Consider the following 22,391-nt stretch of genomic DNA (forward strand, 5'->3'; position numbering starts at 1 on the left):
GGCGGCATCCCGCGGGATGCCGCCGTCGTCGGTGAAACTCCTGTCAGCTCGGAAGGGTGCCGCGCACCTCGGTCGCCTCGCCGTGGCGGCCGAGCGCCTCGAGGGCGTCGCCGAGGTCGATGGCGATCGCCTGACGCAGCTGCTCCTGGCCGGCGGCGTGCTCGTGAGCCGAACGCAGTACCGCGGCGGCCTCCTCCGTGCGCTCCGCATCCCGCAGGATCCGGGCAGCGAGGAGTTCGGACGCGCCCGCCTGCGGGACGCCCCCGGCGGCGAGGAACCCGTCGGCGGCCTGGAGCGCATTCGCGACGGCGTCGTCGGTTCGCCCGGTGCCGGCGAGGATCCGCGCGCGCGTGTCGAGGAGGTCGGCCACGAGCCACTCCGCCTCGTCGGTCCGACCGATCTCGAGCGCCTCGTCGAGGACTGCGATCGCGTCGTCGTCCCCCCGATGTGCCTTGGCCTGCGCGAGGGAATGGAGGGCGTCGGCGAGCATGCCGCGGTTGTCGGGGTCGGTTCGAGCAGCCGCGACCGCCGTCGTGAGAGTGTCGACCGCTTCGTCCCCGCCGCCGAGCCGGCCGAGCAGGTGCGCGCGCGCCACGAGTGCCGATGCGCGGCGAGCCGGTTCCCCGGCCTCGACGTGCAGTTCGGCCGTGATCTCCCACGCACGCAGGGCGTTGTCCCATTCCTCGGCCTGTTCGAAGGCCCGCGCGAGCAGCCCCACCGTGATGGCTCGTGATCCCGGTGCCTCGTTTGCCGCTGTCTCCCGTTCGAGCACGTCGTCGATCACCTCGATGGCCTCGTGGGCCGCGCCGGCGGCCACGAGGGCACGGCCGAGACCGTAGAGCAGTCCGGTCGTCGGCTCGCCCGTCGTCTCGAGGCGTTGCAGGGCGACTCGGTAGCCGGCGACGGCCCGGTCGTTCTCGCCCGCGCGTTCCGCGAGCTGCGCGCCCAGCGACATCGCGCTCGCGACGACATGATCGTCGGCGTCCCACGCCAGGAGCAACCGCGTAGCCTCGTCGGCGTCGTCGGCTCCCTGAAGGGGCTCGCCCAGCGCGTCGCGGATCGTCGCCCGATCCATCAGCAGGCGCACGCGTCGTCCGGGAGCGACCGCGTCCTCGGACAGCAGCGCGTCGAGCGACTCGAGCGCGCCCTCCGGGTCGTCCGCCGCCCGCCGCACGTCCGCTTCGAGGTGTGCCAGAGCGTGGGCCCGCTCGACATCGCCCTCCGCCGCGTACAGCTCCCGGGCGCGACGGCTCGCGTCGAGGGCCTCGTCGAGCCGCCGTTCGACGAGGTGGCGGTAGGCGACGATCGTCAACAGGTGGGCCGTCAGATCGGCGGGGGCGTCGGGGTGGGTGTCGAGAGCCCGGCGCGCTGCGTCGTCGTCGACACCGAACAGGGCGAGGCCGAACTCGGCCTCGATGCTGGCGCGGGCGTCTCGCCCCATCGCGCGCAGAGCCTCTTCTCGCGCCGTGAGCACGGCTGCGGCGTCGTCGAGGCGGTCCTCGGCGACGAGCGCGCGCAACAGCGCGAAGGTCAGGGGCACGCGATCGGCGGCCTCGGCGTCGTCGAGCACATCGGCGAGGGCGTCGATCGCGCTCGGGGTGCCGACGGCGGCGAGCACCTGAGCGCGCTCGATGCGTTCGGCGAGATCGCGCTCGCGAGGGACGGTGGCCGCAGCGGAGAAACCCGACGACGACAGCGGCACGTCGTAGTGCTCCTGCGCGAGCGCGCGCGTGCGCTCCAGCCGGCGCGCGTGCGCGTCGGTGCCGTTGCGGCGATCGAACGCCGCCGCGATCTCGTCGGCGCGCGCCCAGCACAGGGAGGCGAGCTCGGATGCCGTCAGCATGTGCCCGCGCCCATCGAGCAGCGGCGCGAGCTCCGCGGCATCCGAGCCTCGTACGGGGGTGCCGCCGTGGCCGGCGCGGGTCACGGCGTCCAGAGCCAGCGCGAAAGCGGCCAAGGCCTCCTGGTGCGCCTCGGCGTTCAGGCCATCGTGAGCCAGCCACCGCAGGTGCTTCTCGACGAGGGTCAGGGCGCGCGCCTCGTTGCCGGTCAGGGCGCAGAACACGACGTTGTCGGCGATGATCGTGAGGTTGTCGGGATTCTCCCTCGCCAGACGGTAGCTGCGCAGATGGAACGCGCGGGCCTGATCGAGGCGGCCCGCCCGCAACAGCGGGAGAAGGGCCAGAGCGAGAGCGCGCTCGGGCTCCTCTCCGCAGGTGAAGCCGCCCTCGACCATCTCCTCGACCAGGCGGATGGCCTCGTCCTCTCGACCTGTCTCGGCGAAGAACCCGGCGAACTGGCTGCGGACGCAGGCGTCGCAGTGGCTGTACTCGTCACGCGGTGTCGCCTCGAGGCGTTCGCGCAGCGCGGCGGCCTCGTCGATGCGCCCGGCCGCCCACGCGTCCTCGAATCGCGCCATCACCGCACCGCTCATGCCCACACCGGCGCGGTGATAGTGCTCTTCCATGTCATCGAGGACGGCGTCGATCTGCTCGCTCGAGAACTCCGGCGAGCCGCGCAGGGCGCCGGCCATCCACTTGTACTGCCAGAGCAGGTCGCCGGCCGGCTCCAGCTCGGCGGGGAAGCGCTCGGGATCCGCGTCGTGCTGCGCGAGGCACCACGCGAAAGACGTGAGCATGAGATCGGTGTCGCCGATCATGTTGGCGCTCGAGGTCTGACGCAGGCGCGCTTCGTACTCGAGGCGCGCGTCACCGCTGTCCTGCGCGCGGGCCACCGCCTCGGCGACGAGGGCTCGCTCCCGGGGGCCCCACGGCGTCCGGTCGATCTCGTCGAACAGGGCACGGATGCTCTCGGCGGCGGCGGTCATGCGGGTCCTTTCGTCGTGGGGTCGGAAGAAGAGGCGGCGAGTTCGACCAGATCGGCCAGGGCCGACGACATCAGCGCCCGGTCGCCGCCTCCGAGGGGGTGGTGGCCGGCGAGCAGCGCCTGGACGTAGAGCAGCTGCACGCCCGCCGTGAAGGCGCGCCCCTCCGGGGCGTGTGCGAGGCGTTGCACGGTCGGGTTCGTCCAGTTCAGGCACAGACGAGAGGCGGGCGGGTCCTGCGCGTGGTCGCGCCCGCGCGCGCCGGCCCGCTCGGCACGGTCGAGGACCCCCGCCCACAGCGAGCCTCCCGCGCTGCGCGCGCGACCGCGGTCGAGCGCGCGCAGCACGTCGGGGTCGGCGACGAACAGTGCTGGTGCTTCCGCGCGCTCGAAGGAGCGCGTCACCACGTCGACGGTGCCCAGGGCGTCGCGAGCGCGCTCCTCGAGCGCGAGAGCGAGCGTGCGCTGGTCCCACGGCGCAGGGGCGAGGCGATCGATCTCGTCCACGACGTCGACGGCTTCGACGCGGACGTCCGGGAACACCTCGGGCAGCAGCCGGATGAGTTCGTCGTCGTACAGGTAGCCGCCGTTGACGAGGACCGAACCGGTCGATGCGACGCTCGCGACCTGTCGGAACGCCTCGACGGTCTCGGTGAACCGCACGGGGGAGGAGCGCCCGACGAGGTCGTCGATACGAAGACGCCCGACGTTCGTCTCGACCGAGAGCCAGGGCACGATGAACCGGGCCAGTTCGTCGTCGTGTCGGACCAGCGACTTCAACGCCACTTCGTGGACGCTCACGACCTGCGCGAGGCGGAGGGGGTCGCTGAGGGCGAGATCGAGGATCCACCGGCGAATGGCATCCCCCAGCTCGGTCCGGGTCTGCTCGAGCGCGTCGTCCGCCACGAGCGCCTCACGGCTCGCCGTGGGGTGCAGTCCCGCCGAGTCGACCACCGCGCGCACGAAGAACGCCCAGTCCGGCAGGAGGTCGTCGGCGCGTTCGGTGAGCAGCATGCGCTGCAGGTACACCCGGGTGCTCTGGCGAGCGGTGGATGCCGGGGCGAACGGCAGCACGAAGGCCAGGCCGCGAGTCTGAGTGGCGGGGACCGAGAGCGGGATGATCGCGAGCGGTTCCGCGCCCAGCAGCTCGCGCCCGTAGGCGGCCTGCTCCTCCCGGTCATCGCCGAGGAACGGGGGAGCCGCGGTGATGGTCGTCTCGCCGCCGGCGGGAAGGTCGACGCTCACCGAGATCGGGAGGTACCGCCCGAAGGTCTCGGCGAGCTCGACGACGGTGGCGGTGCTCAGCAGCGCCCGGCTGTCACTGCGCGAGCGCAGGTGCACGCTCGTGCCCACCGGGGTGTCCTCGGGGCCCGGGCCGACCTCGAAGGTCCCGTCCGTGTACCCCCTCCACTGTACGGGCGCGGTGCCGCGAGCACTGCGGGAGCGGATGACGATGTCGTCGCACACCATGAAGCACGAGAGCATGCCGATGCCGAACTGCCCGAGGAAGTCGGAGCGCGGCAGATCGAACACGTCGCGCTTGGAGCTGCGGCCCACCGTTCCGAGCAGGTCGGCCACCTCGTCGGGCGTCAGCCCCACCCCGTCGTCGCGGAGGACGAACTCGTCGGACGAGGCGCTGATCGGGGTGATCCGAACGCGACCGCCGCCGCCGTCGACCTCTCGTCGGGCGGCGATCGCGTCGACGGCGTTCTGCAGGAGCTCGCGCAGGAACACGCGGGGACCGGAGTAGATGTGGCGGCTCAACAGGTCGATGACGCCGCGCAGATCGACCTGGAACTGCTGGGCGGGCGCGTGCGAACTCATCGGGGTGCTCCTGAACTCTCGCCGGTCGCCGATGTGTCGGGGGCCAGGATGGCGACCGTCTTCCAGCCTATCCATGAGCCCTCGGCGACGGCCGCACGGGGGCTCCGTTCGTCGGCGGTGCGCCCGATGCCGTACACTTGCAGTGCAGTCGAAATCTGCATTCTTTCGCCATGCCCCCGGGCGTGCGGCATCCCTCCTCGAGGAATTCCGGGCGGAAGCGCGTTGATTTCGCATCCTGGATCCCGCGGGATCTTAGGGCGGTAGCTCAATTGGCAGAGCAGCGGTCTCCAAAACCGCAGGTTGCAGGTTCGATTCCTGTCCGCCCTGCGCACAGCGCACGCTGGCACAGACACAGACCTAGGTGGTTCGATGACGCAGGACGAGGCGAAGGGCGAGATCGTCGCCGAGCGCGGCGCGCCCCGCGAGAAGAAGCTCAACTTCTTCGCGCGGATCGCCCTGTTCATTCGTCAGGTCTTCGCGGAACTGCGCAAGGTCGTCACGCCGACGCGGCAAGAGCTCTTCAAGTTCACCGCCGTCGTCCTCGGGTTCGTCGTCGTCATGATGGCGATCGTCTACGGCCTCGACGTGTTGTTCGTGTGGATCACCACCGCCGTCTTCGGCGTCCCCGGTACCGCCGGCGCCTGACCGGCGTCTGGGCGGACGCGCGGCCCCACGAGCGGCCGCCTCTGAACGGAAGAGATCACAGTGTCTGAAAGATATGTCGACGACGCCGACTGGGCGACGGCCGCTGAGCAGTCCAGCGAGGACGACGAAGCCCAGGAGGGCAACGTGCTCGCGTCTCAGGAGCGTGCCTCCGACTCGGCCGAGCACACCGCGGTCCACATCGTCGATGACGAGACCGACACCGACGACGCCGACCTCGGCGACATCGACATCACCGACCCGGAGGCGGACGCGATCGTGAACGACGCTCTCGAGATCGACGAGACCAGCGAGGCCGAGGCCGCCGCCGAGGTCCTGAACGACTCCCTCGCGGAGGAGCAGGCGGAAGAGGCCGCCGAAGCCGCTGACGAGGTCACCCCCTACGACGGTCCCGACGTGAACGGAGAGCCCGACGCTCCCGTCCTCGACGAGGACTTCGTCGACGAGGTCTCCGCTGCCGCGGGCGAGGTCGACGCGGCCGAGGCCGCCGAGTCGCCCGCCGATGCCGCCAGCGACGTCGACGGCATCGTTGTCGACGCCGACGAGGACGCCGACCCGTACGAGGCGTTCCGCGCCGAGCTGCGTTCGCTCCCCGGTAAGTGGTTCGTCATCCACTCCTACGCCGGGTTCGAGCGCAAGGTGAAGGCCAACATCGAGCAGCGCAAGTCGACGCTCGAGGTCGAGGACGACATCTACCAGGTCGAGGTCCCCATGGAGGACGTCGTCGAGATCAAGAACGGCCAGCGCAAGATGGTCAACCGCGTGCGCATCCCCGGCTACGTGCTGGTGCGCATGGACCTCAACGAAGACACCTGGTCGGTCGTTCGCCACACCCCCGGTGTCACCGGCTTCGTGGGCAACGCCCACAACCCGACCCCGCTGCGCTTCGAAGAGGCCTTCAACATGCTGAAGAGCCTCGTCGAGGTCAAGGAGGCCGCCCCCGTCAAGGGCGCCGCCGCCAAGGGCTCGGCCACCACGGCTCGCGTCATCCCCGCCGAGGTCGACTTCGAGACCGGCGAGACGATCACCATCAAGGAAGGCTCGTTCGCGGGTCTGCCCGGCACGATCAGCGAAATCAAGCCCGAGAGCGGCAAGCTCACGGTGCTCGTGTCGCTCTTCGAGCGCGAGACCCCGGTCGAGCTGTCGTTCGACCAGGTCACCAAGATGATCTGACGCCCCCGCGTCTTCGCGAACGCCCCGCTCGGCTCGGTCCGGCGGGGCGTTCGCCGTCTCCGGCGCCGCGCTGCGCGGTGCTGTGCCGCGCTGCGCTGCGCCGTGCCGCGCTGCGCCGTGCCGCGCTGTGTCGTGCCGTACCGCGCCGCGCCGGCGCGGGCACCTCGGCGGGTGGGCGGGCGGAGCCCTGGTTTCCACCCAGAAACGCTCTGCGCGCGCAGAAACGCGTGGTCATCGCGTTTCTGCGCGCGGATCGCGTTTGCGCGGATCACTTCGAGCGGACATTCCTGCCCACCGACGCCAGCGCGGCCACCTCGGCGCGGCGCACCTGTCGCAGTCCCGCTGCCGTCAGGGCGTTTCGCAGCGCGGTTACCCCCACTGCGCCTGGGTAGTCCCATCGAGCGATCTGCCACCCCTCTCGGCGGAGCGCGTCCTCGCGTCGCTTCTCCGCACGGACCGCCTCGGCCGCTGCGACGGGATCCTCCCCGCCGTACTTCAGCCACCCGTCGCACTCACCGATGATGTTCTGCTCCGGCCAGCAGAAGTCCGATCGGAATATCCGTCCTTCGACGTCGTGCTCGACCTGCAGCCGGGGCGAGGGAAAGCCGCACCACTCGATGACCGCGCGGCTGATCGACTCCGCCGGGGACTCGGCCAGCGGCGTGGCATGGGTCAGCGCCCAACGCATGCGCCGTGCTCCGTACGCGTTGCGCTGCAGAGCAGCGCGCTCGAGTAACCGCTCGCTCTCGAGGCCGAAAGCTCGTAACGCCGCGTCGGCGACCGCGACGCCGAACGCGGGAGGCAGCGCACGGCAGAGATCGATGACAACGTCTTCGACCGCGGTGAGGCCGATGCCGACGACCGTGCATGTGGGACGCGTATCGAGGCTGGTGTGTACGGTGACGTCGCCGTACCTGACCGACCTCGCGCGGCGTGCGTCGAAGATGTGGATGGTGCGGGGGTGACCGAAGATGGGGAGCCCGAGCAGCGCCGCGGCCGATTCGTGTGAGAAGACGGCATCCGGTCGCGTCAGTGCGAAGGCGTGGACGCGGGCGAGATAGCGATCCCACGGTGGTAGTGCGTCCCACGCGGCGCGGACGGCGTAGATGCCGGTTCGCACGCGAACCAGGGATTCGTCGCGCCAGAGCGGTGGTCCGGGCCGTGGCGTGTCCGAGGTGAACATCAAGGGAGTCGGTGACGCGCGCAGCGTGCGGGGAACGGCATCCATTCGGCGAGGGTGCCAGGTTCGCGGACAGCATGTGTGCGAGCTGTGGACAACCACCGTGCGACCCCGGTGTAGGCGGGGCCGTGCGGGTGTCGGGGGCACCGTGATCGCCGCGGGGTGCGGGCGCAGGGTCACGCACGCGCATAAACACCGTTGGCGCGCAGAAACGCGCGGTCATCGTGTTTCTGCACGCAGATCGCGTTTATGCGTGGTGCCGGCACCGGTGCTGCCACCGGTGCTGGTGCTGCCGCTGGTACTGGCGTTGGTGCTGTTGCTTCCCCTGGTGCTGGTGCTGGTGCTGGTGCTGGTGCTGGTGCTGGTGCTGCCGCTGGTGCTGCCGCTGGTACTGGCGTTGGCGTTGGCGTTGGTGTTGGTGCTGGTGCTGGTGCTGGTGCTGGTGCTGGTGCTGGTGCCGGCACCGGTGCTGGTGCTGCCGCTGCCGCTTGCGGTGGTCGTGGGCGGAGGCTGGCGCGCAGGTCGAGGGGGAGCGGGCCCGGGTGGGCGACCAGCCCGCAGAAACGCTCTCAGCCCGCAGAAACGCGCTGTCATCGTGTTTCTGCGGGCGGATCGCGTTTCTGCGTGCCGGGAGGCGAGTGCGCGGGCGTGGCGGGTGCGGGGAGGCCGGCGGGGGCCGAGGCCGGATCCGCTCGGGGGGCGTTGAGCGGTGCGAGGCGAGGACGGGAAGAGCCGCGGATGCCGAAACGCCCGGCGTCGCGTACAATGGCAAGGTTGCGTGCGTCAGTGCGCAACGACCGCTGCCCGGAACCGCCGGGCGTGCGGGAGAGAGGGAGCCGCGAGGCCCCCGCTCGAGAGAGGAAAAGGATATGGCACCCAAGAAAAAGGTGACCGGCCTGATCAAGCTCCAGATCAAGGCAGGCGCGGCCAACCCCGCACCGCCGATCGGTCCGGCGCTCGGTCAGCACGGCGTCAACATCATGGAGTTCTGCAAGGCCTACAACGCGGCGACCGAGGCCCAGCGCGGCAACGTGATCCCCGTTGAGATCACGGTCTACGAAGACCGCAGCTTCACCTTCATCCTGAAGACCCCGCCGGCGGCGGAGCTCATCAAGAAGGCGGCTGGACTGGCCAAGGGTTCGTCCACGCCCCACACGGTCAAGGTGGGCAAGCTCACCAAGGACCAGGTTCGCGAGATCGCCACCACGAAGCAGCCCGACCTGAACGCGAACGACATCGAGGCCGCCTCGAAGATCATCGCCGGCACCGCCCGTTCCATGGGCATCACGGTCGAGGACTGAGGGAGATAACAATGGCTACCAAGTCCAAGGCATTCCGCGCCGCAGCTGAGAAGATCGCGGCCGACACGTTCTACACCCCGACCGAGGCCGTCGCCCTCGCGAAGGAGACCGGCTCGAAGAAGTTCGACTCGACCGTCGAGGTCGCGCTGAAGCTCTCGGTCGACCCCCGTAAGGCAGACCAGATGGTCCGCGGCACGGTCATCCTCCCCCACGGCACGGGTAAGACCGCGCGCGTCATCGTCTTCGCCAACGGCCCCGCGGCCGAGGCGGCTCTGGCCGCCGGCGCCGACGAGGTCGGTGGCACCGAGCTCATCGAGAAGGTCGCGGCCGGCTACACGTCGTTCGACGCCGCCGTCTCGACGCCCGAGCTCATGGGCCAGGTCGGTCGCCTCGGTAAGGTCCTCGGACCCCGCGGCCTCATGCCGAACCCCAAGACCGGCACCGTGACCCCCAACCCGGCCAAGGCCGTCGAGGAGATCAAGGGCGGAAAGATCGAGTTCCGCGTCGACAAGCACGCCAACGTGCACTTCGTCGTCGGCAAGGCATCGTTCTCGGCCGAGCAGCTCGACGAGAACCTCAAGGCCGCTCTCGAGGAGATCGTCCGCCTCAAGCCCTCGAGCTCGAAGGGTCGTTACATCCAGAAGGGCGCCGTCTCGACCACCTTCGGTCCCGGCATCCCGCTGGACGTCAACGTCATCGTCTGACATCCGTCACCGAAAGCCCCGCCGCACCTCGTGCCGGCGGGGCTTTCGCGTTCCCGGGGCGTGTCGCGGGTGCACGATCGTGCAATACGGCGTCATGCGGGAAGACGTACGTGCCCGCGCGTGTTCTGCTGGAGGGTACGCCTGCACCGCGTGCCCTCCCGGTCGCCTTCGGCGATCTCCTCCACCGTCCTCACCCATGTCAGGAACAGCTATGCCCCGTCGCCGTTTGACCGTCCTCGCCGCCACCCTGGGCCTGAGCGCCCTCGCGCTGACCGCCTGCAGCGGCGGCTCCACCGCGGCCGACCCCGACGCGGGATCCGACCTCGGCCTCGTCTCGGGCGGCACGCTGACGGTGGCGACCGAGGGCACCTACCGCCCCTTCTCGTACCACGAGGGCGCGGGCGAGCTCACCGGATTCGACGTCGAGATCGCGAAGGCCGTCGCCGACAAGCTCGGTCTGCAGGTGAAGTTCCAGGAGACCCAGTGGGACGCCATCTTCGCGGGCCTGGATGCCGGTCGCTTCGACGTCATCGCCAACCAGGTCTCGATCAACCCCGAGCGCCAGGAGAAGTACGCCTTCAGCTCGCCGTACACCGTCTCTCGCGGCGTCATCGTGACGACCGACAGCGACAACGCCATCTCGAGCTTCGCCGACCTGTCGGGCAAGACCACCGCCCAGTCGCTCACGAGCAACTGGTACGAGCTCGCGACCTCGAGCGGCGCCCAGGTCGAGGCCGTCGAGGGCTGGGCACAGGCGGTCGCCCTGCTCAAGCAGGGGCGTGTGGACGCCACGGTCAACGACCAGCTCACCTACCTCGATTACGAGAAGACCAACAGCCCCACCGGCCTGAAGATCGCCGCGACCACGGAGGACTCCTCCGAGAGCGCGTTCGCTTTCAAGAAGGGTCAGGACAAGCTGGCGGATGCCGTGGACGGAGCTCTCGACGAACTCCGCGCCGACGGAACTCTCGCCTCGATCAGCGACAAGTACTTCGGCGCCGACGTCACGAAGTAACCAGCTGGTGTAAACCCCCGCGGATCATCCGCCTCCCCGCTCTAACGTGGGGGGCGGATGATCCGCTCGCGTGTGAGGAAGGAGGCTCATGAACGACATCTGGACCCTGCTCGTCGATTCGTTCTGGCCGATGGTTCTGGCCGGAATCACCGGTACGATCCCGCTGTCCCTGGCCTCGTTCGCGATCGGTCTCGTGATCGCGCTGGCGATGGCGCTGTTGCGGCTGTCGCGGAACGTGCTGCTGTCGGGCGTCGCCCGGTTCTACATCTCGATCATCCGCGGAACGCCTCTGCTGGTGCAGCTGTTCGTGATCTTCTACGGTCTGCCGTCGCTGGGACTGACGATCGATCCCTTCCCCGCAGCCGTCATCGCGTTCTCGCTGAACGTCGGCGGGTACGCGGCAGAGGTCATCCGTGCGGCAATCCTGTCGGTTCCTCGCGGGCAGTGGGAGGCGGCGCACACGGTGGGGCTCTCTCCCCGCAAGACGCTGACCCGCATCATCCTTCCGCAGGCGGCTCGCGTCTCGGTGCCGCCGCTGTCGAACACGTTCATCTCGCTCGTGAAGGACAGCTCGCTGGCATCCCTCATCCTCGTGACCGAGCTGTTCCGCCAGGCACAGGCGATTGCGGCCTTCTCGTACGAGTTCATGGCGGTGTATCTCGAGGCCGCGCTCATCTACTGGCTGTTCTGCCTCGTGCTGTCGTTCGGCCAGAACGCCCTGGAAAAGAGGCTGGACCGCCATGTCGCCCACTGACGCCGCTCCGCTGCTCGCCGTCTCGGGACTGCAGAAGAATTTCGGCACCAATCGCGTCCTCGACGGTGTCGACCTCGAGGTACGTCGCGGCGACGTGCTCGTGCTGATCGGTCCCTCCGGGTCGGGCAAGACCACGGTGCTGCGCTGCCTGAACGGCCTCGAGACCCCGGATGCCGGGGTGGTGGCGTTCGACGGGGGTCCGGTCGTGGACTTCTCGCAGAAGGTCTCGAAGGGTGACCGTATCGGGCTGCGCGATCGCTCGGCGATGGTGTTCCAGCATCACAATCTCTTCCCTCATCTCACCGTCCTCCAGAACGTCGTCGAGGGGCCGATCCAGGCACACGGCGTCCCTCGCGCCGAGGCCGTCGTTCGTGCCGAGACCCTGCTCGCCCGCGTCGGGCTGTCGGAGAAGCGCGACGCGTATCCGTCCGAGCTCTCCGGCGGCCAACAGCAGCGTGTGGGCATCGTCCGTGCGCTGGCCCTGCAGCCGGCGCTCCTGCTGTTCGACGAGCCGACCAGCGCGCTCGACCCCGAGCTCGTGGGCGAGGTGCTCACCGTCTTGCGCGAGCTCGCGGACGAGGGCTGGACGATGGTGATCGTCACGCACGAGCTCGGCTTCGCGCGCGAGGTCGCCGACGAGGTGCTGTTCTTCGACGAGGGGGTCATCGTCGAGCGCGGCGCGCCGTCCGAGCTGTTGCGTCAGCCGAAGAAGGAGCGCACTCGGCGCTTCCTCGACCGTCTGCTGCGCCCGCTCGACGGCCCCGACCCCGCGGACACCCCGACGTAGCCCCACGCGCAGTAGCGTCGAGGCATGGGACGCCTCGAGGATCTGTTCGGCATCGATGTCCCGATCGTGCTCGGCCCCTTCGGCGGGCTCTCCTCCGTCGCCCTGACGGCGGCGGTGAGCACGGGCGGCGGGCTCGGCTCGTTCGGCCTCTACGGCTACACGCCCGAGCGCATCCTCGACACGGTGTCGCAGCTGCGCGGCGCCACCGCGCGACCGGTGGCCGTGAACCTCTGGCTGCCGCGCGGCGACGAGGTGAGCCCCGCCGACCTGGACGTGCAGCCGTTCCTCGATGCGGCGGCGCCGCTCTTCGCCGCAGCGGGTGTCGAGGTCCCCGCCCCGCCGGCGGCGTTCCTCCCGTCCGTCGCCGACCAGCTCGGCGCCGTGCTCGAGGCCCGGCCCGAGGTGCTGAGCGTCGTCTTCGGGATTCCGGATGCCGCTACCCTCGCCGCCGCGAGAGGCCGCGGCATCCGTGTGATCGGCACTGCCACCTCGGTCGCCGAGGCCGTCGCGCTCGAGGCGGCGGGGGTCGATGCCGTCGTCGCCACCGGATCGGAGGCCGGCGGGCATCGGGTGTCGTTCCTCCGCAAAGCGTCGGCGTCGCTCGTCGGGACCTTCGCTCTCGTGCCGCAGGTCGTCGATGCCGTCGGCATCCCGGTCATCGCCGCGGGTGGGATCGCCGACCGGCGCGGGGTGGCGGCCGCCCTGGCTCTCGGGGCCGACGGTGTGCAGGTCGGAACGGCGTTCCTGCGCACCCGCCAGTCGGCGGCGACCGGGGATCACCGCGACGCCATCGCGCGATCGGTCGACACCGAGACCGTGCTCACCCGCGCCATGAGCGGGCGGCTGGCACGCGGCATCCCGAATCGTGCGATGCGCGAGCTCGAGGCCGCGGGGATGATCGCCCCGTTCCCGGCGCAGAACTGGCTGACCGGGGTGTTCCGTGCCGCCGCGACGGCGAACGGCGACGGCGAGCTGGTGTCGCTGTGGGCGGGTCAGGCGGCGGCGCTGTCTCGTCTCGACGACGCCGCCGAGGTGCTCGACGAGTTGAAGGCCGGTCTCCCGACCTGACTCAGGCGGTGGCTCGGATCTCGAATCCGGAGGCGGACTCCCCGGTCCCCTCGACGACGTCGACATCGTCGACGCGGGCACCGGCCGGGCCGTCGTGCGCCCAGGCGATCACGCCCTCGACCGCATCGGGATCCCCGGCGAGGGACGCCTCCACCGACCCGTCGCGGCGGTTGCGCACCCAGCCGTCGACGCCGAGGCGCTGGGCCTCGGCCTGCATCGTGTAGCGGAAGCCGACGCCCTGGACGCGGCCGCTCACCGTCATCGTCACCGTTCGCATCGGGCCATTCTTGCGGACGACGGGACGCGGGGTCGTGGGTCAGTGCGGCAGCACGAGCGAAAGGGCGATCGCGAACATCACCACGGCGATGATCCCGTCGAGCAGGCGCCACGCGCGCGGGGTATCGAGCCAGCGGCCGAGGAAGCGTGCGCCGTAGCCGAGGGCCGAGAACCACAACAGGCTCGCCGCGCACGCGCCCGTCGCGAACGCCCAGCGTCCGTCGCCGTGCGTCGAGGCCACCGACCCGAGGAGGAAGATCGTGTCGAGGTACACGTGCGGATTGAGCCAGGTGAGGGCCAGACACGTCAGTACCGTCGCCGCGAGCGTCGTGCGTGCCGGACGGGTCTGCACCGTCGTCGTCCCGGCGAGCGGTGCGGGCGAGGATCCCGAGGCGTCGAAGTGCAGCGTCGCGCCGCTCGGGCGCAGGGCGCGGCGCGCGGCGAGCAAACCGTAGCCGACGAGGAAGGCCGCCCCCGCCCACCTCACGACGACGATGAGCCACGGCACCGCCTGCAGGACCAGACCGATACCGGATACCCCGAGCAGGATCAGGACCGCGTCCGACAGCGCGCAGACCGCCACGACGGCCAGCAGATGCTCACGGCGGACGCCCTGACGCAGAACGAAGAGGTTCTGCGCGCCGATGGCGACGATCAGGGAGAAGCCGAGGCCGAGACCGGCGAGGAGGGAGGGGAGCACGAACTCGACGTTAGGGGGTGGTCGAGGCGTAGGCCAGCTCAGGATTCTGGCGCACCATTAGCATTCCTTCATGTCAATCCCGCTCGATCTCGCTCGCACCCTCGCCGTCGTCGTCGACGAGGGAACCCTCGATGCCGCCGCCCGTCGCCTGCACATCACACCGTCCGCGGTGAGCCAGCGCATCCGGGCGCTCGAGGATCAGCTCGGCCGCGTCGTGCTCGTGCGCAGCAAGCCCGTCAGCGCCACAGAAGCCGGCGACGCCGTGGTGCGCTTGGCGCGTCAGCTCGCTCTGCTCGAACATGACGCGCTCGCCGCGATTGGGGCGGAGGGTGGGACGGTGGCATCCGTCCCTCTCGCCGTGAACGCGGACTCGCTCGCGACGTGGTTCCTGCCTCCTCTGGCCCGGGTCGCGCAGCGCCGGGCCGTCGTCTTCGACCTCCATCGCGACGATCAGGACTTCACGGCGGGGCTGCTCGAATCCGGGACGGTGATGGCCGCCGTCACCTCGCGCGAGGCCCCGGTGGCCGGGTGCCGCGTGCGCCGTCTCGGCGTCCTCCGGTACGAGGCGGTGGCGACCGCCTCGTTCGCCGATCGATGGTTCGCCGACGGGGTCGATGCCGAAGCGCTCGGCTCAGCGCCGGTGGTCGACTTCGACCGGCGCGACGACTTGCAGACCCAGTGGCTGACGCGCCGCGGGGTGGCCGCAGCGGCTCCGCCGCGGCATCGGGTTCCGGCCTCCCAGGACTTCGCCACGGCCGTCGCACTGGGTCTGGGGTGGGGATTGCTCCCGGGGTTCCAATCGGCCGAAGCCCTGCGCGCGGGGGAGCTCGTGCGCCTCGGCGACGATCCGATCGATGTTCCCCTCTACTGGCAGCAGTGGAACCTCACCTCGCCGCTGCTCGATGAGGTCGCCGACGAGATCGTCGACGAGGGGCGCCGGATGCTGGCGGTCGGTTGAGGTCAGTCGTCGCTGACGCTAAGCACGATCTTTCCTCGCGTGTGCCCGCGCTCGAGCGCGGTGTGCGCGGCGGCGGCGTCGTCGAGTTCGAAGACGTGCTCGACGTACACGCGCACGGCTCCCGACTCGAGCAGCCGGGTGATCGTGGAGAGAGCTCCGCCGTCGGGGATCGTCTTGTAATCGGTGGAGCGGATGCCGCGCTCCGCGGCGGCCTCGCGGAAGCCGGGCCACGCCCCGGTGGGCACCTCGATGAGCAATCCCCCCGGGCGCAGCACCTCGAGCGAGCGCGTGCCGGTGTCGTCGGAGACGTTGCCGATGAGGTCGATGACCACGTCGACGTCGGACACCACCTCTTCGAACCGGGTCGAGGTGTAGTCGACCACCTCGGCGGCGCCGAGCTCGCGAAGCCACTCCAGGTTGCGGGGAGATCCGGTCGCGATCACGTGAGCGCCGAAGTACGCGGCGAACTGCACCGCGAAGTGCCCGACACCCCCGCTGCCCGCGTGCACGAGGATGCGCTGGCCCTGATGCGCGAGGGCCGTCTCGACCACGATCCCCCAGGCCGTGAGGGCCGCCACGGGTACGCCGGCCGCCTCGACATGCGACAGAGACGAAGGCTTGCGGGCGAGGGAGAGGGTCGGCACGACGACGTACTCGGCGTACGAGCCGCTCGTGCGCGGCACGGTGGCCATGCCGTAGACCTCGGTGCCGACGGGGAACGGGTGCGCGTCGAAGGGCGCCCGTACGACGACGCCGCTCACGTCGAGACCGAGCACGGCCGGCCACGCCGAGATGGCGCCGGAGAGGCCGCGCCCCGCACGCGTCTTCGCGTCGATCGGGTTGACGCCCGCGGCGACCACCCGCACGAGCACCTCGCTCAGCACGGGAGTGGGAACCTCGACGTCGGCGAGGTGCAGGACGTCGGCGTCTCCGGGGCCGTCGAACACCACCGCCCGCATCGTGTCCGGCACCGGGGGAGCGGGCTGAAGGGCGGTCTCGGGACGCGTCGATCGGAATCTCATCGGGCGCTCACTCTCACTGCGGTCGGTCCGCGGCGACCTCGCCGCGATCCCCTCAGTCAACCCCGCCATTGTCTCGGCGGTGTTACGCCTCGGTCACCGTGTCGCGAAGCCCGCTCCTGCCCGGCCCCGGGGAGCGATCAGTCGCGGGCGGGGACTTCGCCGACGGCCAGAGCGTGCAGCAGCGTCGACAGATGGCGGATGTCGTCGATGGTCCAATCGGCGATCGCATCGAACAGGCGGCTCTCGTGCGGAGCACGTGCCTCCGCGAGGCGCGCGTGGCCCACCTCGGTGACGGCGATCAGCCGTGAGCGGCGGTCGTTCGGATCGGGCGTCCGCGTGACCAGGCCGAGATCTTCGAGCTCGGTGATCGAGCGGCTGAGAAAGCCCTTGTCGGCGGCCAGCCGCTCGGCCAGGGCCGACAGGGTCAGCGGGCCGAAGCGGCTCACCACCGAGAGGGCCTTGAACGTCGCCGGCAGCATTCCCGGACTCACGCGTTCCGCCGCCTCGGAGACGAAGCGGCGGAACACGGTCATGAGTTCCGAGAACGACGACTCCAGGGCCTGCACGGCCACGCGGCGTTCGTCGTCCTGTTCGCTCGTCACGTCAGCCATCCTCTCCCATCTCGGCCGCTCGGCGTGCGCGGCGCGGGGAGCCGGCATCCTGTGTCGGGATGGTACCGGTGGCCGAGAGCGTGGCCATGGCCTCGGGCACGGACACGGTGGCGAAGTCGGCCTCGCTCGCCGCGACGCGCTCGGAGGTCGTCATGCGGGTCAGCGGGCGGTTGGGGAGGAACAGGATCGCGATGAGGCTCACGACCGCGACGGGCACGGCGATGAGGAACGAGTGGGCGATCGACTGCGCATAGATGTCCTCGACGATCACGCGGACGCTCTCGGGGAGGGTCGACACCTGCGGGATGGCTCCCGACTGCAGGCTCTGCGCGACCGAGGCCCCATCGGCGCCGAGGCCGATGATGGCGGCCTTGAGGTCGGCCGCGCGGTCGGTGAACAGGCTTGTCGCCATGCTCGCGAGAGCGGCACCCATCACCGAGACGCCGATCGTGCCGCCGAGGCTCCGGAAGAACGTCACGCCCGAACTCGCCGCGCCCATCTGCGTGGGGTTGGCGGTGTTCTGCACCACGAGGACGAGGTTCTGCATCGTCATGCCGACACCGGCGCCGAGCAACGCCATGTAGATCGAGACGAGGGTGAAGTTCGTGTCGTAGTGGATGGTCGACAGCAGGAAGGAACCCGCGATCAACAGCACGCCACCGGCGATGAGGAACGGCTTCCAGCGACCGAAGCGCGAGATCAGGGCGCCGACGACGATCGACGAGACGAGCAGGCCGCCGATCATCGGGATCGTCATGACGCCCGCCTCGGTCGGCGTGGCGCCGCGGGCCATCTGCATGTACTGGCTGAGGAACACCGAGGTGCCGAACATCGCGAGTCCTGTGGCGATCGAGGCGATCGTGGCGAGGGTGAACGTCGCGTCGCGGAACAGGGTGAGCGGCACGAGGGGCTCGGAGGAGCGCAGCTCGACCACGACGAACAGGATCGCGGCGAGGACCGCGCCGCCGACCATGAGCAGCGTCTCGGTGCTGGCCCACTCGAAGGTGCTGCCGGCGTTGGTGACCCAGATGAGCAGCAACGACACGGCGGCCGAGAGCAGGACGATGCCGACGTAGTCGATCTTCACCGCGCGCTTCGCCCGTGCCGGAAGGTGCAGCGTGCGCTGCTGGATCAGCAGGGCTGCGACGGCGAAGGGGAGGGCGACGAAGAAGTTCCAGCGCCAGCCGAACGCGTCGGTGATGACACCGCCGAGCAGAGGGCCGCCGACGGTGGCGACGGCCATGACCGCGCCGAACAGGCCCATGTAGCGACCACGCTCGCGGGGGCTGATGATGTCGGCCATGATCACCTGGCTGAGGGCGGCGAGGCCGCCGGCGCCGAGACCCTGGACCGCGCGGAAGGCGATCAGCATCTCGGTGTTCTGCGAGAAGCCGGCCGCGGCGGTGGCGAGCACGAAGATCGCGATGGCGATTTGGATGAGCACCTTACGGTTGAACAGGTCGGCGAGCTTGCCCCAGATGGGGGTCGAGATCGCGGTGGTGAGCAGGGTCGCGGTGATGACCCAGGTGTAGGCGTTCTGGTCGCCGGACAGATCGTGCACGATGACGGGCAGCGAGGTCGAGACGACGGTCGAGGCGAGCATCGACACGAAGGTGCCGAGCAGGAGGCCGATCAGAGCCGGCAGGACGCGCCGCTGTGCGGGCGCGTCGGAAGAAGTTGCTGTCATGCGGGAACTCCACGAAGGGGGGACGGATGCCGCGACGACACTGGCGCGATTGGTTGACTGATGTCAACGATACGCCTATTGCTTGACTTCCGTCAACTATTAATCGAGGAGGGCGAGAGCCCGATACCTGTCCGTGGGTTCCTTCTGCACCGGCACCGGCCGGCGTGCTTCCATGGTGCGGCGGTAGAGCTCGTCGATCAGCGAAGTCGCGAGCCCCACGAGCTTGGCGATCTCGCGCTCGTCGCGGTCGATCCACTGGCATCGCGGCTCGTCGTGCAGGGGGACGAAGCCGTCGTGCTGCTCCCAGGCGACGAGGGTGCGCTCGGCGCCGAGCACGTGCTGCTGCCACCAGATCTGGCGCATGTAGGTCTTGGGGATCGAGCGCCACGCCTTGTTGGTGGTCTTGATCTCGGCGAGGACGATGCGGCCCTCGCCGTCGACGACCACTCCGTCGGGGGTCGCGAGGTGGCGCTTCTCGACGACCGCGTGGTAGAGCGCGGACGACGGTCGGATGCCATGGGTGGCTGCCACCCATGCGGCGATCTCGGGCTCGCGACGACGACCGTGGGCAGTGAAGGCGTTGCCCGAGAAGTTCGAGCCCATGAGCTTGGCATCGGCCGCCCGGGAGATCGCATTGGCGCTCGTGAGTGCGGCCACGTCGGTGGCGGTGATGCCCCGGGAGCGCGCGCGAATCCACGAGACGCGATCGCGCGAGTCGGCCACGATCCGGGCGTCGAGGTCGGCGCTGCGAGAGGCGACGAGCTCGGGCGACATGGTTTCGACCCTAACCCCGCCCGCCCGTGGAGCGCATGCGAGCAGCGGCGCGTCGGCATCCGGGGTCTTGTGGGCGAAGTAAGGGTGACCTAAGTTGTGTGCATGAGTTCGGTTGACCCCTCGCTGCGTCGCCCCGACGGCGGTCGCTGGTGCGACCTGGAAGGCGCGGTGCTGCTCGGCGGCGACGCGCGCAACACCCCCGAGATGCGTCGGATCGCCGCGGCTCTCTCGCCCGGTGCGCACGCGACCGTGCTGGTCGAGATCTGCGGCGCGGACGAGATCGAGGCGTTCGACGCCCCGGCGGCGCGGGTGAGCTGGCTCGACCGCACGATCGACGGCGAGTTGCGCCCGCGCGGCGAGAGGCTCGCGACGGCGATCCACGCGTGGTGCGCCGAGTGGGCCTGCGGAGAGGCGCCCGTGTGCACGGTGTGGCTCGGCGCGCGCACGCCCTCGCGCATCGTGCGCATGACCCGGGCGATGCTGCCGGCGGCGCGCGTCTCCTGAGGCGCGGCGGGTGGAGCGGCGGTGAGCGCCCAACTCACGTGAACCGGGCCAACGGACACGCAATGACGTGTGGTGCGGACGAAGTCGCGTGATGTCGAGGGCTGGGGGCGTTGCGTGGCCTCGGCTGGGGGAGGCGGGGGAGGCGGGGCGAGACGGGGCGAGAGGCTTCTCCCCAGTGGCGCGAGGCCGACCGCTGCCCACGGATTGGGGTGCTGACAAGCCGGACAGGACGGAGAAGTGGGCAGGGTCGGAGGATGTCGAACGACCTCACAATCACCGACGCCCGACGCGCCATTCACACGCGCTCGCAGCTCGTCGACCGTGACGTCGCGTTGAGCGAGATCCGGCGGGCGAACGGGGCGGGCGCGCTTGAGCGTCTGCAACGCAACGCCTACGTCGCACGAGCGCCGTTCGCGGAGTTGCTCCCGTCGGCGCAACACCGGCTCAGGGTCGTCGCGGCCGCAGAGCAGATGCGGGGCGGGTCAGCGGTCGTCTCCCACCTGTCGGCTGCGGTGCTCCACGGTCTGCCTTTGTACCGCTTCGTCGAGCAACCGATCCAGATGACCTTGGCTGGCGGCCGCCGCGCGTCGAGCCGTCCTGGCCTGCAGCGTCATCAGGGCCGGCTCGACGACGACGACATCGTCGAGGTCGACGGCATTCGGTGCACATCCGTGGAGCGCACGGTCTTCGACGTGGCGCGCACCAGCCCGTTCGAGACGGCGGTCGCGTGCGCCGATGGGGCTCTGCGCGGCAAGTCGGTCGAAGGTCGCATTTTCGACCCGGATGCTCAAGAGGAGTGGCGTGATCTCATGTCGGAACGGACGCGGAATGCGCCGGGAGCTCGGGGGGTCGTTCAGGCTCGGAGGGTGATCGCGTCTGCCGACGGTCGGGCCGAGTCCGTCGGGGAGAGCGTGAGCCGGGTGCAGCTCGTTCGGCTGGGATACACCGTCGAGCCTCAGGCGGCGGTGGCCGGACCACAAGGAACCACCTACTTCGCGGACATCGCTCTGCCAACTCAACACGTCTTCTGGGAGTTCGACGGCGCGGGCAAATACACCGACCCGGTGATGCGCGGCAAAAAGTCCGCCGACGACGTTCTGCTGCAGGAGAAACGACGTGAAGATTGGATCCGCGCGGTCACGGGCTGGAAAGTCTGCCGGGGTGGCTTTCGGGACATCGTCACGCCGGAGGCGCTGGCTGCGCGCCTCGCGTCGTTCGGCGTCGATCTGCCGCGTTGAGCATGCGACGGTCCTCCCACTCTTCGCTCGCGAAATCACGCGACGTGGTCGAACGCACATCGCCGTACATGTGCTTTCGTCCGCGTCACGTGATGTGGACGCGGGGTTGTCCGGGGATGGAGGGCTGGTTTGGTGGGGGAGCGGGGCATCGGGTACAGTAGTGACCAAGCCAAAGACCGTCGGTTATCGGAGTGCTCGCATTCCGATCGAAGCGTCTGCTGAAAAGCAGGGGACCTACGCAGGTAAACGAACTCTCCTTCGGGAATCCGAGCTCCGTGCGCCTGCGCCGGAGCTCTTCTTTTTGTCCGGACCCGGTGTCTTCGGCCGGCGCCCCGCCATCGCGGAGCGCCTCGTTCACACAAGGAGTGGCCATGGCGCAGAAGGATGCATCGGTCGCCGAGCTCACGAAGAACTTCGAGAGCTCGACCGCCGTTCTGCTGACCGAGTACCGCGGTCTGACGGTTGCCCAGCTCAAGCAGCTGCGCAACGACATCCGTCAGGACGCGGATTACGCCGTGGTGAAGAACACGCTGACCAAGATCGCCGCGGCTAACGCGGGGGTCACGGGACTGGACGACGAGCTCAAGGGCCCGTCTGCCATCGCGTTCGTGCACGGTGACCCTGTCGCCGTCGCGAAGAGCCTGCGTGCCTTTGCCAAGGCTAACCCTCAGCTCGTGGTGAAGGGCGGCTACTTCGATGGCGCCGCTCTGACCGCGGACGAGGTCAACAAGCTCGCCGATCTCGAAAGCCGTGAAGTCCTGCTGGCGAAGCTCGCCGGTGCGATGAAGGCGACGATGACCAAGGCGGCATACGTCTTCCAGGCGCTTCCGTCGAAGGCCGTTCGCACGGTCGACGCGCTGCGCGAGAAGCAGGACACCGCGGCCTGACCCGGCCCGGATGATTAACCCGATCAAGGAGATACAACATGGCTAAGCTCAGCACCGAAGAGCTGCTCGACGCGTTCAAGGAGCTCACCCTCATCGAGCTCTCCGAGTTCGTCAAGGCGTTCGAGGAGACCTTCGACGTCACCGCTGCCGCCCCCGTGGCCGTTGCCGGCCCCGCCGCCGGCGGCGCTGCCCCCGCCGAAGAGGCCGAGGAGAAGGACTCGTTCGACGTCGTCCTCGAGGCCGCCGGTGACAAGAAGATCCAGGTCATCAAGGTCGTCCGCGAGCTCACCTCGCTCGGCCTCGGCGAGGCCAAGGCCGTCGTCGATGGTGCTCCCAAGGCCGTGCTCGAGGGCGCGAACAAGGAGACTGCCGAGAAGGCCAAGGCTGCCCTCGAGGAGGCCGGCGCTTCGGTGACCCTGAAGTAATCACGCTTCTCGGTCGC

General features: G+C 69.8%; 23 protein-coding genes and 1 tRNA gene. 15 read left to right on the forward strand and 9 right to left on the reverse strand.

Going from position 1 to position 22,391, the window contains the following annotated elements; all coding sequences use genetic code 11:
* Positions 1-43: 43 nt before the first annotated feature.
* A complete protein-coding gene (locus AB6V29_RS05230; protein ID WP_369357385.1) occupies positions 44-2,827 on the reverse strand; it encodes a hypothetical protein in 2,784 nt (927 codons plus the stop codon).
* A complete protein-coding gene (locus tag AB6V29_RS05235) occupies positions 2,824-4,647 on the reverse strand; it encodes an HSP90 family protein (RefSeq protein WP_369357387.1) in 1,824 nt (607 codons plus the stop codon). Before AB6V29_RS05235 ends, AB6V29_RS05230 begins: the two co-directional genes overlap by 4 nt.
* Positions 4,648-4,901: 254 nt before the next feature.
* Between AB6V29_RS05235 and AB6V29_RS05240 the strand changes: the two genes are divergently transcribed.
* The 3 genes from AB6V29_RS05240 (at position 4,902) to nusG (ending at position 6,483) form a co-directional block, all read left to right on the forward strand.
* Positions 4,902-4,974: transfer RNA gene (locus tag AB6V29_RS05240), tRNA-Trp, on the forward strand.
* Between the two features lie 42 nt (positions 4,975-5,016).
* Positions 5,017-5,292 (forward strand): preprotein translocase subunit SecE, encoded by a 276-nt coding sequence (gene secE, locus AB6V29_RS05245; protein WP_210073325.1) that lies wholly within the window; start codon positions 5,017-5,019, stop codon positions 5,290-5,292.
* A gap of 60 nt (positions 5,293-5,352) precedes the next feature.
* Complete coding sequence (gene nusG / locus AB6V29_RS05250) at positions 5,353-6,483, forward strand: transcription termination/antitermination protein NusG (protein WP_267787898.1); 1,131 nt, start codon at positions 5,353-5,355, stop codon at positions 6,481-6,483.
* Positions 6,484-6,751: 268 nt separating this feature from the next.
* Here nusG and AB6V29_RS05255 read toward each other — a convergent pair whose 3' ends face one another.
* Positions 6,752-7,711: a hypothetical protein gene (locus tag AB6V29_RS05255; RefSeq protein WP_369357389.1), complete on the reverse strand. Its 960-nt coding sequence runs from the start codon at positions 7,709-7,711 to the stop codon at positions 6,752-6,754.
* Positions 7,712-7,916: 205 nt separating this feature from the next.
* Between AB6V29_RS05255 and AB6V29_RS05260 the strand changes: the two genes are divergently transcribed.
* The 7 genes from AB6V29_RS05260 to AB6V29_RS05290 all read left to right on the forward strand — a co-directional run bounded on the left by AB6V29_RS05260 (position 7,917) and on the right by AB6V29_RS05290 (position 13,292).
* Positions 7,917-8,369 carry a hypothetical protein gene (locus tag AB6V29_RS05260; protein ID WP_369357391.1) on the forward strand — a complete coding sequence of 151 codons (453 nt, stop codon included), beginning with the start codon at positions 7,917-7,919 and terminating at the stop codon, positions 8,367-8,369.
* A 163-nt stretch (positions 8,370-8,532) separates the two neighbouring features.
* The gene (rplK, locus tag AB6V29_RS05265) at positions 8,533-8,964 is read left to right on the forward strand and encodes a 50S ribosomal protein L11 (RefSeq protein ID WP_013585556.1); all 432 of its coding nucleotides are present in this window, start codon (positions 8,533-8,535) and stop codon (positions 8,962-8,964) included.
* 11 nt (positions 8,965-8,975) lie between these two features.
* Positions 8,976-9,668, forward strand: a complete 693-nt coding sequence (rplA, locus tag AB6V29_RS05270) for a 50S ribosomal protein L1 (protein WP_094734955.1) — start codon at positions 8,976-8,978, stop codon at positions 9,666-9,668.
* A gap of 211 nt (positions 9,669-9,879) precedes the next feature.
* The gene (locus AB6V29_RS05275; protein ID WP_210073331.1) at positions 9,880-10,683 is read left to right on the forward strand and encodes an amino acid ABC transporter substrate-binding protein; all 804 of its coding nucleotides are present in this window, start codon (positions 9,880-9,882) and stop codon (positions 10,681-10,683) included.
* Between the two features lie 88 nt (positions 10,684-10,771).
* Positions 10,772-11,437, forward strand: coding sequence for an amino acid ABC transporter permease (locus AB6V29_RS05280; RefSeq protein WP_307312980.1), 666 nt, complete (start codon positions 10,772-10,774; stop codon positions 11,435-11,437).
* On the forward strand, positions 11,424-12,224 hold the full coding sequence (locus tag AB6V29_RS05285) for an amino acid ABC transporter ATP-binding protein (protein WP_369357394.1): 801 nt from the start codon (positions 11,424-11,426) through the stop codon (positions 12,222-12,224). Before AB6V29_RS05280 ends, AB6V29_RS05285 begins: the two co-directional genes overlap by 14 nt.
* Before the next feature lie 24 nt (positions 12,225-12,248).
* Positions 12,249-13,292 carry an NAD(P)H-dependent flavin oxidoreductase gene (locus tag AB6V29_RS05290; protein ID WP_369357396.1) on the forward strand — a complete coding sequence of 348 codons (1,044 nt, stop codon included), beginning with the start codon at positions 12,249-12,251 and terminating at the stop codon, positions 13,290-13,292.
* 1 nt (position 13,293) lies between these two features.
* Here AB6V29_RS05290 and AB6V29_RS05295 read toward each other — a convergent pair whose 3' ends face one another.
* Both AB6V29_RS05295 and AB6V29_RS05300 read right to left on the reverse strand, forming a co-directional pair.
* Positions 13,294-13,569, reverse strand: a complete 276-nt coding sequence (locus AB6V29_RS05295) for an acylphosphatase (RefSeq protein ID WP_369357397.1) — start codon at positions 13,567-13,569, stop codon at positions 13,294-13,296.
* A gap of 39 nt (positions 13,570-13,608) precedes the next feature.
* Positions 13,609-14,268: a LysE/ArgO family amino acid transporter gene (locus tag AB6V29_RS05300; RefSeq protein WP_369357398.1), complete on the reverse strand. Its 660-nt coding sequence runs from the start codon at positions 14,266-14,268 to the stop codon at positions 13,609-13,611.
* Positions 14,269-14,338: 70 nt separating this feature from the next.
* Between AB6V29_RS05300 and AB6V29_RS05305 the strand changes: the two genes are divergently transcribed.
* The gene (locus AB6V29_RS05305) at positions 14,339-15,226 is read left to right on the forward strand and encodes a LysR family transcriptional regulator ArgP (RefSeq protein ID WP_369357399.1); all 888 of its coding nucleotides are present in this window, start codon (positions 14,339-14,341) and stop codon (positions 15,224-15,226) included.
* 2 nt (positions 15,227-15,228) lie between these two features.
* Here AB6V29_RS05305 and AB6V29_RS05310 read toward each other — a convergent pair whose 3' ends face one another.
* From AB6V29_RS05310 to AB6V29_RS05325, 4 genes are all read right to left on the reverse strand, one after another.
* On the reverse strand, positions 15,229-16,185 hold the full coding sequence (locus AB6V29_RS05310; protein WP_324289935.1) for an NADP-dependent oxidoreductase: 957 nt from the start codon (positions 16,183-16,185) through the stop codon (positions 15,229-15,231).
* Between the two features lie 200 nt (positions 16,186-16,385).
* Positions 16,386-16,859 (reverse strand): MarR family winged helix-turn-helix transcriptional regulator, encoded by a 474-nt coding sequence (locus AB6V29_RS05315; protein WP_267787878.1) that lies wholly within the window; start codon positions 16,857-16,859, stop codon positions 16,386-16,388.
* The gene (locus tag AB6V29_RS05320; protein WP_369357400.1) at positions 16,852-18,546 is read right to left on the reverse strand and encodes an MDR family MFS transporter; all 1,695 of its coding nucleotides are present in this window, start codon (positions 18,544-18,546) and stop codon (positions 16,852-16,854) included. The genes AB6V29_RS05315 and AB6V29_RS05320 overlap by 8 nt, the downstream gene beginning before the upstream one ends.
* A 99-nt stretch (positions 18,547-18,645) precedes the next feature.
* On the reverse strand, positions 18,646-19,320 hold the full coding sequence (locus AB6V29_RS05325; protein ID WP_267787875.1) for a YqaJ viral recombinase family protein: 675 nt from the start codon (positions 19,318-19,320) through the stop codon (positions 18,646-18,648).
* Between the two features lie 102 nt (positions 19,321-19,422).
* Here AB6V29_RS05325 and AB6V29_RS05330 point away from each other — a divergent pair, with 102 nt between their 5' ends.
* The 4 genes from AB6V29_RS05330 to rplL all read left to right on the forward strand — a co-directional run bounded on the left by AB6V29_RS05330 (position 19,423) and on the right by rplL (position 22,374).
* A complete protein-coding gene (locus AB6V29_RS05330) occupies positions 19,423-19,824 on the forward strand; it encodes an SIP domain-containing protein (protein ID WP_369357402.1) in 402 nt (133 codons plus the stop codon).
* A 254-nt stretch (positions 19,825-20,078) separates the two neighbouring features.
* Complete coding sequence (locus AB6V29_RS05335) at positions 20,079-21,062, forward strand: hypothetical protein (RefSeq protein WP_369357403.1); 984 nt, start codon at positions 20,079-20,081, stop codon at positions 21,060-21,062.
* A 371-nt stretch (positions 21,063-21,433) separates the two neighbouring features.
* Positions 21,434-21,949, forward strand: a complete 516-nt coding sequence (gene rplJ, locus AB6V29_RS05340; protein ID WP_094735742.1) for a 50S ribosomal protein L10 — start codon at positions 21,434-21,436, stop codon at positions 21,947-21,949.
* A 38-nt stretch (positions 21,950-21,987) separates the two neighbouring features.
* Positions 21,988-22,374, forward strand: coding sequence for a 50S ribosomal protein L7/L12 (rplL, locus tag AB6V29_RS05345; RefSeq protein ID WP_013585572.1), 387 nt, complete (start codon positions 21,988-21,990; stop codon positions 22,372-22,374).
* The last annotated feature ends 17 nt before the right edge of the window (positions 22,375-22,391 follow it).

Origin of the sequence: Microbacterium sp. 20-116, assembly GCF_041079415.1 — a bacterium.
In the GTDB taxonomy this organism is placed as follows: Bacteria; Actinomycetota; Actinomycetes; order Actinomycetales; family Microbacteriaceae; genus Microbacterium.

Bases quoted from the DNA above. Each gene is read 5' to 3' on its own strand.
- AB6V29_RS05230 (WP_369357385.1), bottom strand. From the start codon at position 2,827: ATGACCGCCGCCGCCGAGAGCATCCGTGCCCTGTTCGACGAGATCGAC.
- AB6V29_RS05235 (WP_369357387.1), bottom strand. From the start codon at position 4,647: ATGAGTTCGCACGCGCCCGCCCAGCAGTTCCAGGTCGATCTGCGCGGC.
- secE (WP_210073325.1), top strand. From the start codon at position 5,017: ATGACGCAGGACGAGGCGAAGGGCGAGATCGTCGCCGAGCGCGGCGCG.
- AB6V29_RS05255 (WP_369357389.1), bottom strand. From the start codon at position 7,711: ATGGATGCCGTTCCCCGCACGCTGCGCGCGTCACCGACTCCCTTGATG.
- rplK (WP_013585556.1), top strand. From the start codon at position 8,533: ATGGCACCCAAGAAAAAGGTGACCGGCCTGATCAAGCTCCAGATCAAG.
- rplA (WP_094734955.1), top strand. From the start codon at position 8,976: ATGGCTACCAAGTCCAAGGCATTCCGCGCCGCAGCTGAGAAGATCGCG.
- AB6V29_RS05275 (WP_210073331.1), top strand. From the start codon at position 9,880: ATGCCCCGTCGCCGTTTGACCGTCCTCGCCGCCACCCTGGGCCTGAGC.
- AB6V29_RS05280 (WP_307312980.1), top strand. From the start codon at position 10,772: ATGAACGACATCTGGACCCTGCTCGTCGATTCGTTCTGGCCGATGGTT.
- AB6V29_RS05285 (WP_369357394.1), top strand. From the start codon at position 11,424: ATGTCGCCCACTGACGCCGCTCCGCTGCTCGCCGTCTCGGGACTGCAG.
- AB6V29_RS05290 (WP_369357396.1), top strand. From the start codon at position 12,249: ATGGGACGCCTCGAGGATCTGTTCGGCATCGATGTCCCGATCGTGCTC.
- AB6V29_RS05295 (WP_369357397.1), bottom strand. From the start codon at position 13,569: ATGCGAACGGTGACGATGACGGTGAGCGGCCGCGTCCAGGGCGTCGGC.
- AB6V29_RS05305 (WP_369357399.1), top strand. From the start codon at position 14,339: ATGTCAATCCCGCTCGATCTCGCTCGCACCCTCGCCGTCGTCGTCGAC.
- AB6V29_RS05310 (WP_324289935.1), bottom strand. From the start codon at position 16,185: ATGCGGGCGGTGGTGTTCGACGGCCCCGGAGACGCCGACGTCCTGCAC.
- AB6V29_RS05315 (WP_267787878.1), bottom strand. From the start codon at position 16,859: ATGGCTGACGTGACGAGCGAACAGGACGACGAACGCCGCGTGGCCGTG.
- AB6V29_RS05320 (WP_369357400.1), bottom strand. From the start codon at position 18,546: ATGACAGCAACTTCTTCCGACGCGCCCGCACAGCGGCGCGTCCTGCCG.
- AB6V29_RS05325 (WP_267787875.1), bottom strand. From the start codon at position 19,320: ATGTCGCCCGAGCTCGTCGCCTCTCGCAGCGCCGACCTCGACGCCCGG.
- AB6V29_RS05330 (WP_369357402.1), top strand. From the start codon at position 19,423: ATGAGTTCGGTTGACCCCTCGCTGCGTCGCCCCGACGGCGGTCGCTGG.
- AB6V29_RS05335 (WP_369357403.1), top strand. From the start codon at position 20,079: ATGTCGAACGACCTCACAATCACCGACGCCCGACGCGCCATTCACACG.
- rplJ (WP_094735742.1), top strand. From the start codon at position 21,434: ATGGCGCAGAAGGATGCATCGGTCGCCGAGCTCACGAAGAACTTCGAG.
- rplL (WP_013585572.1), top strand. From the start codon at position 21,988: ATGGCTAAGCTCAGCACCGAAGAGCTGCTCGACGCGTTCAAGGAGCTC.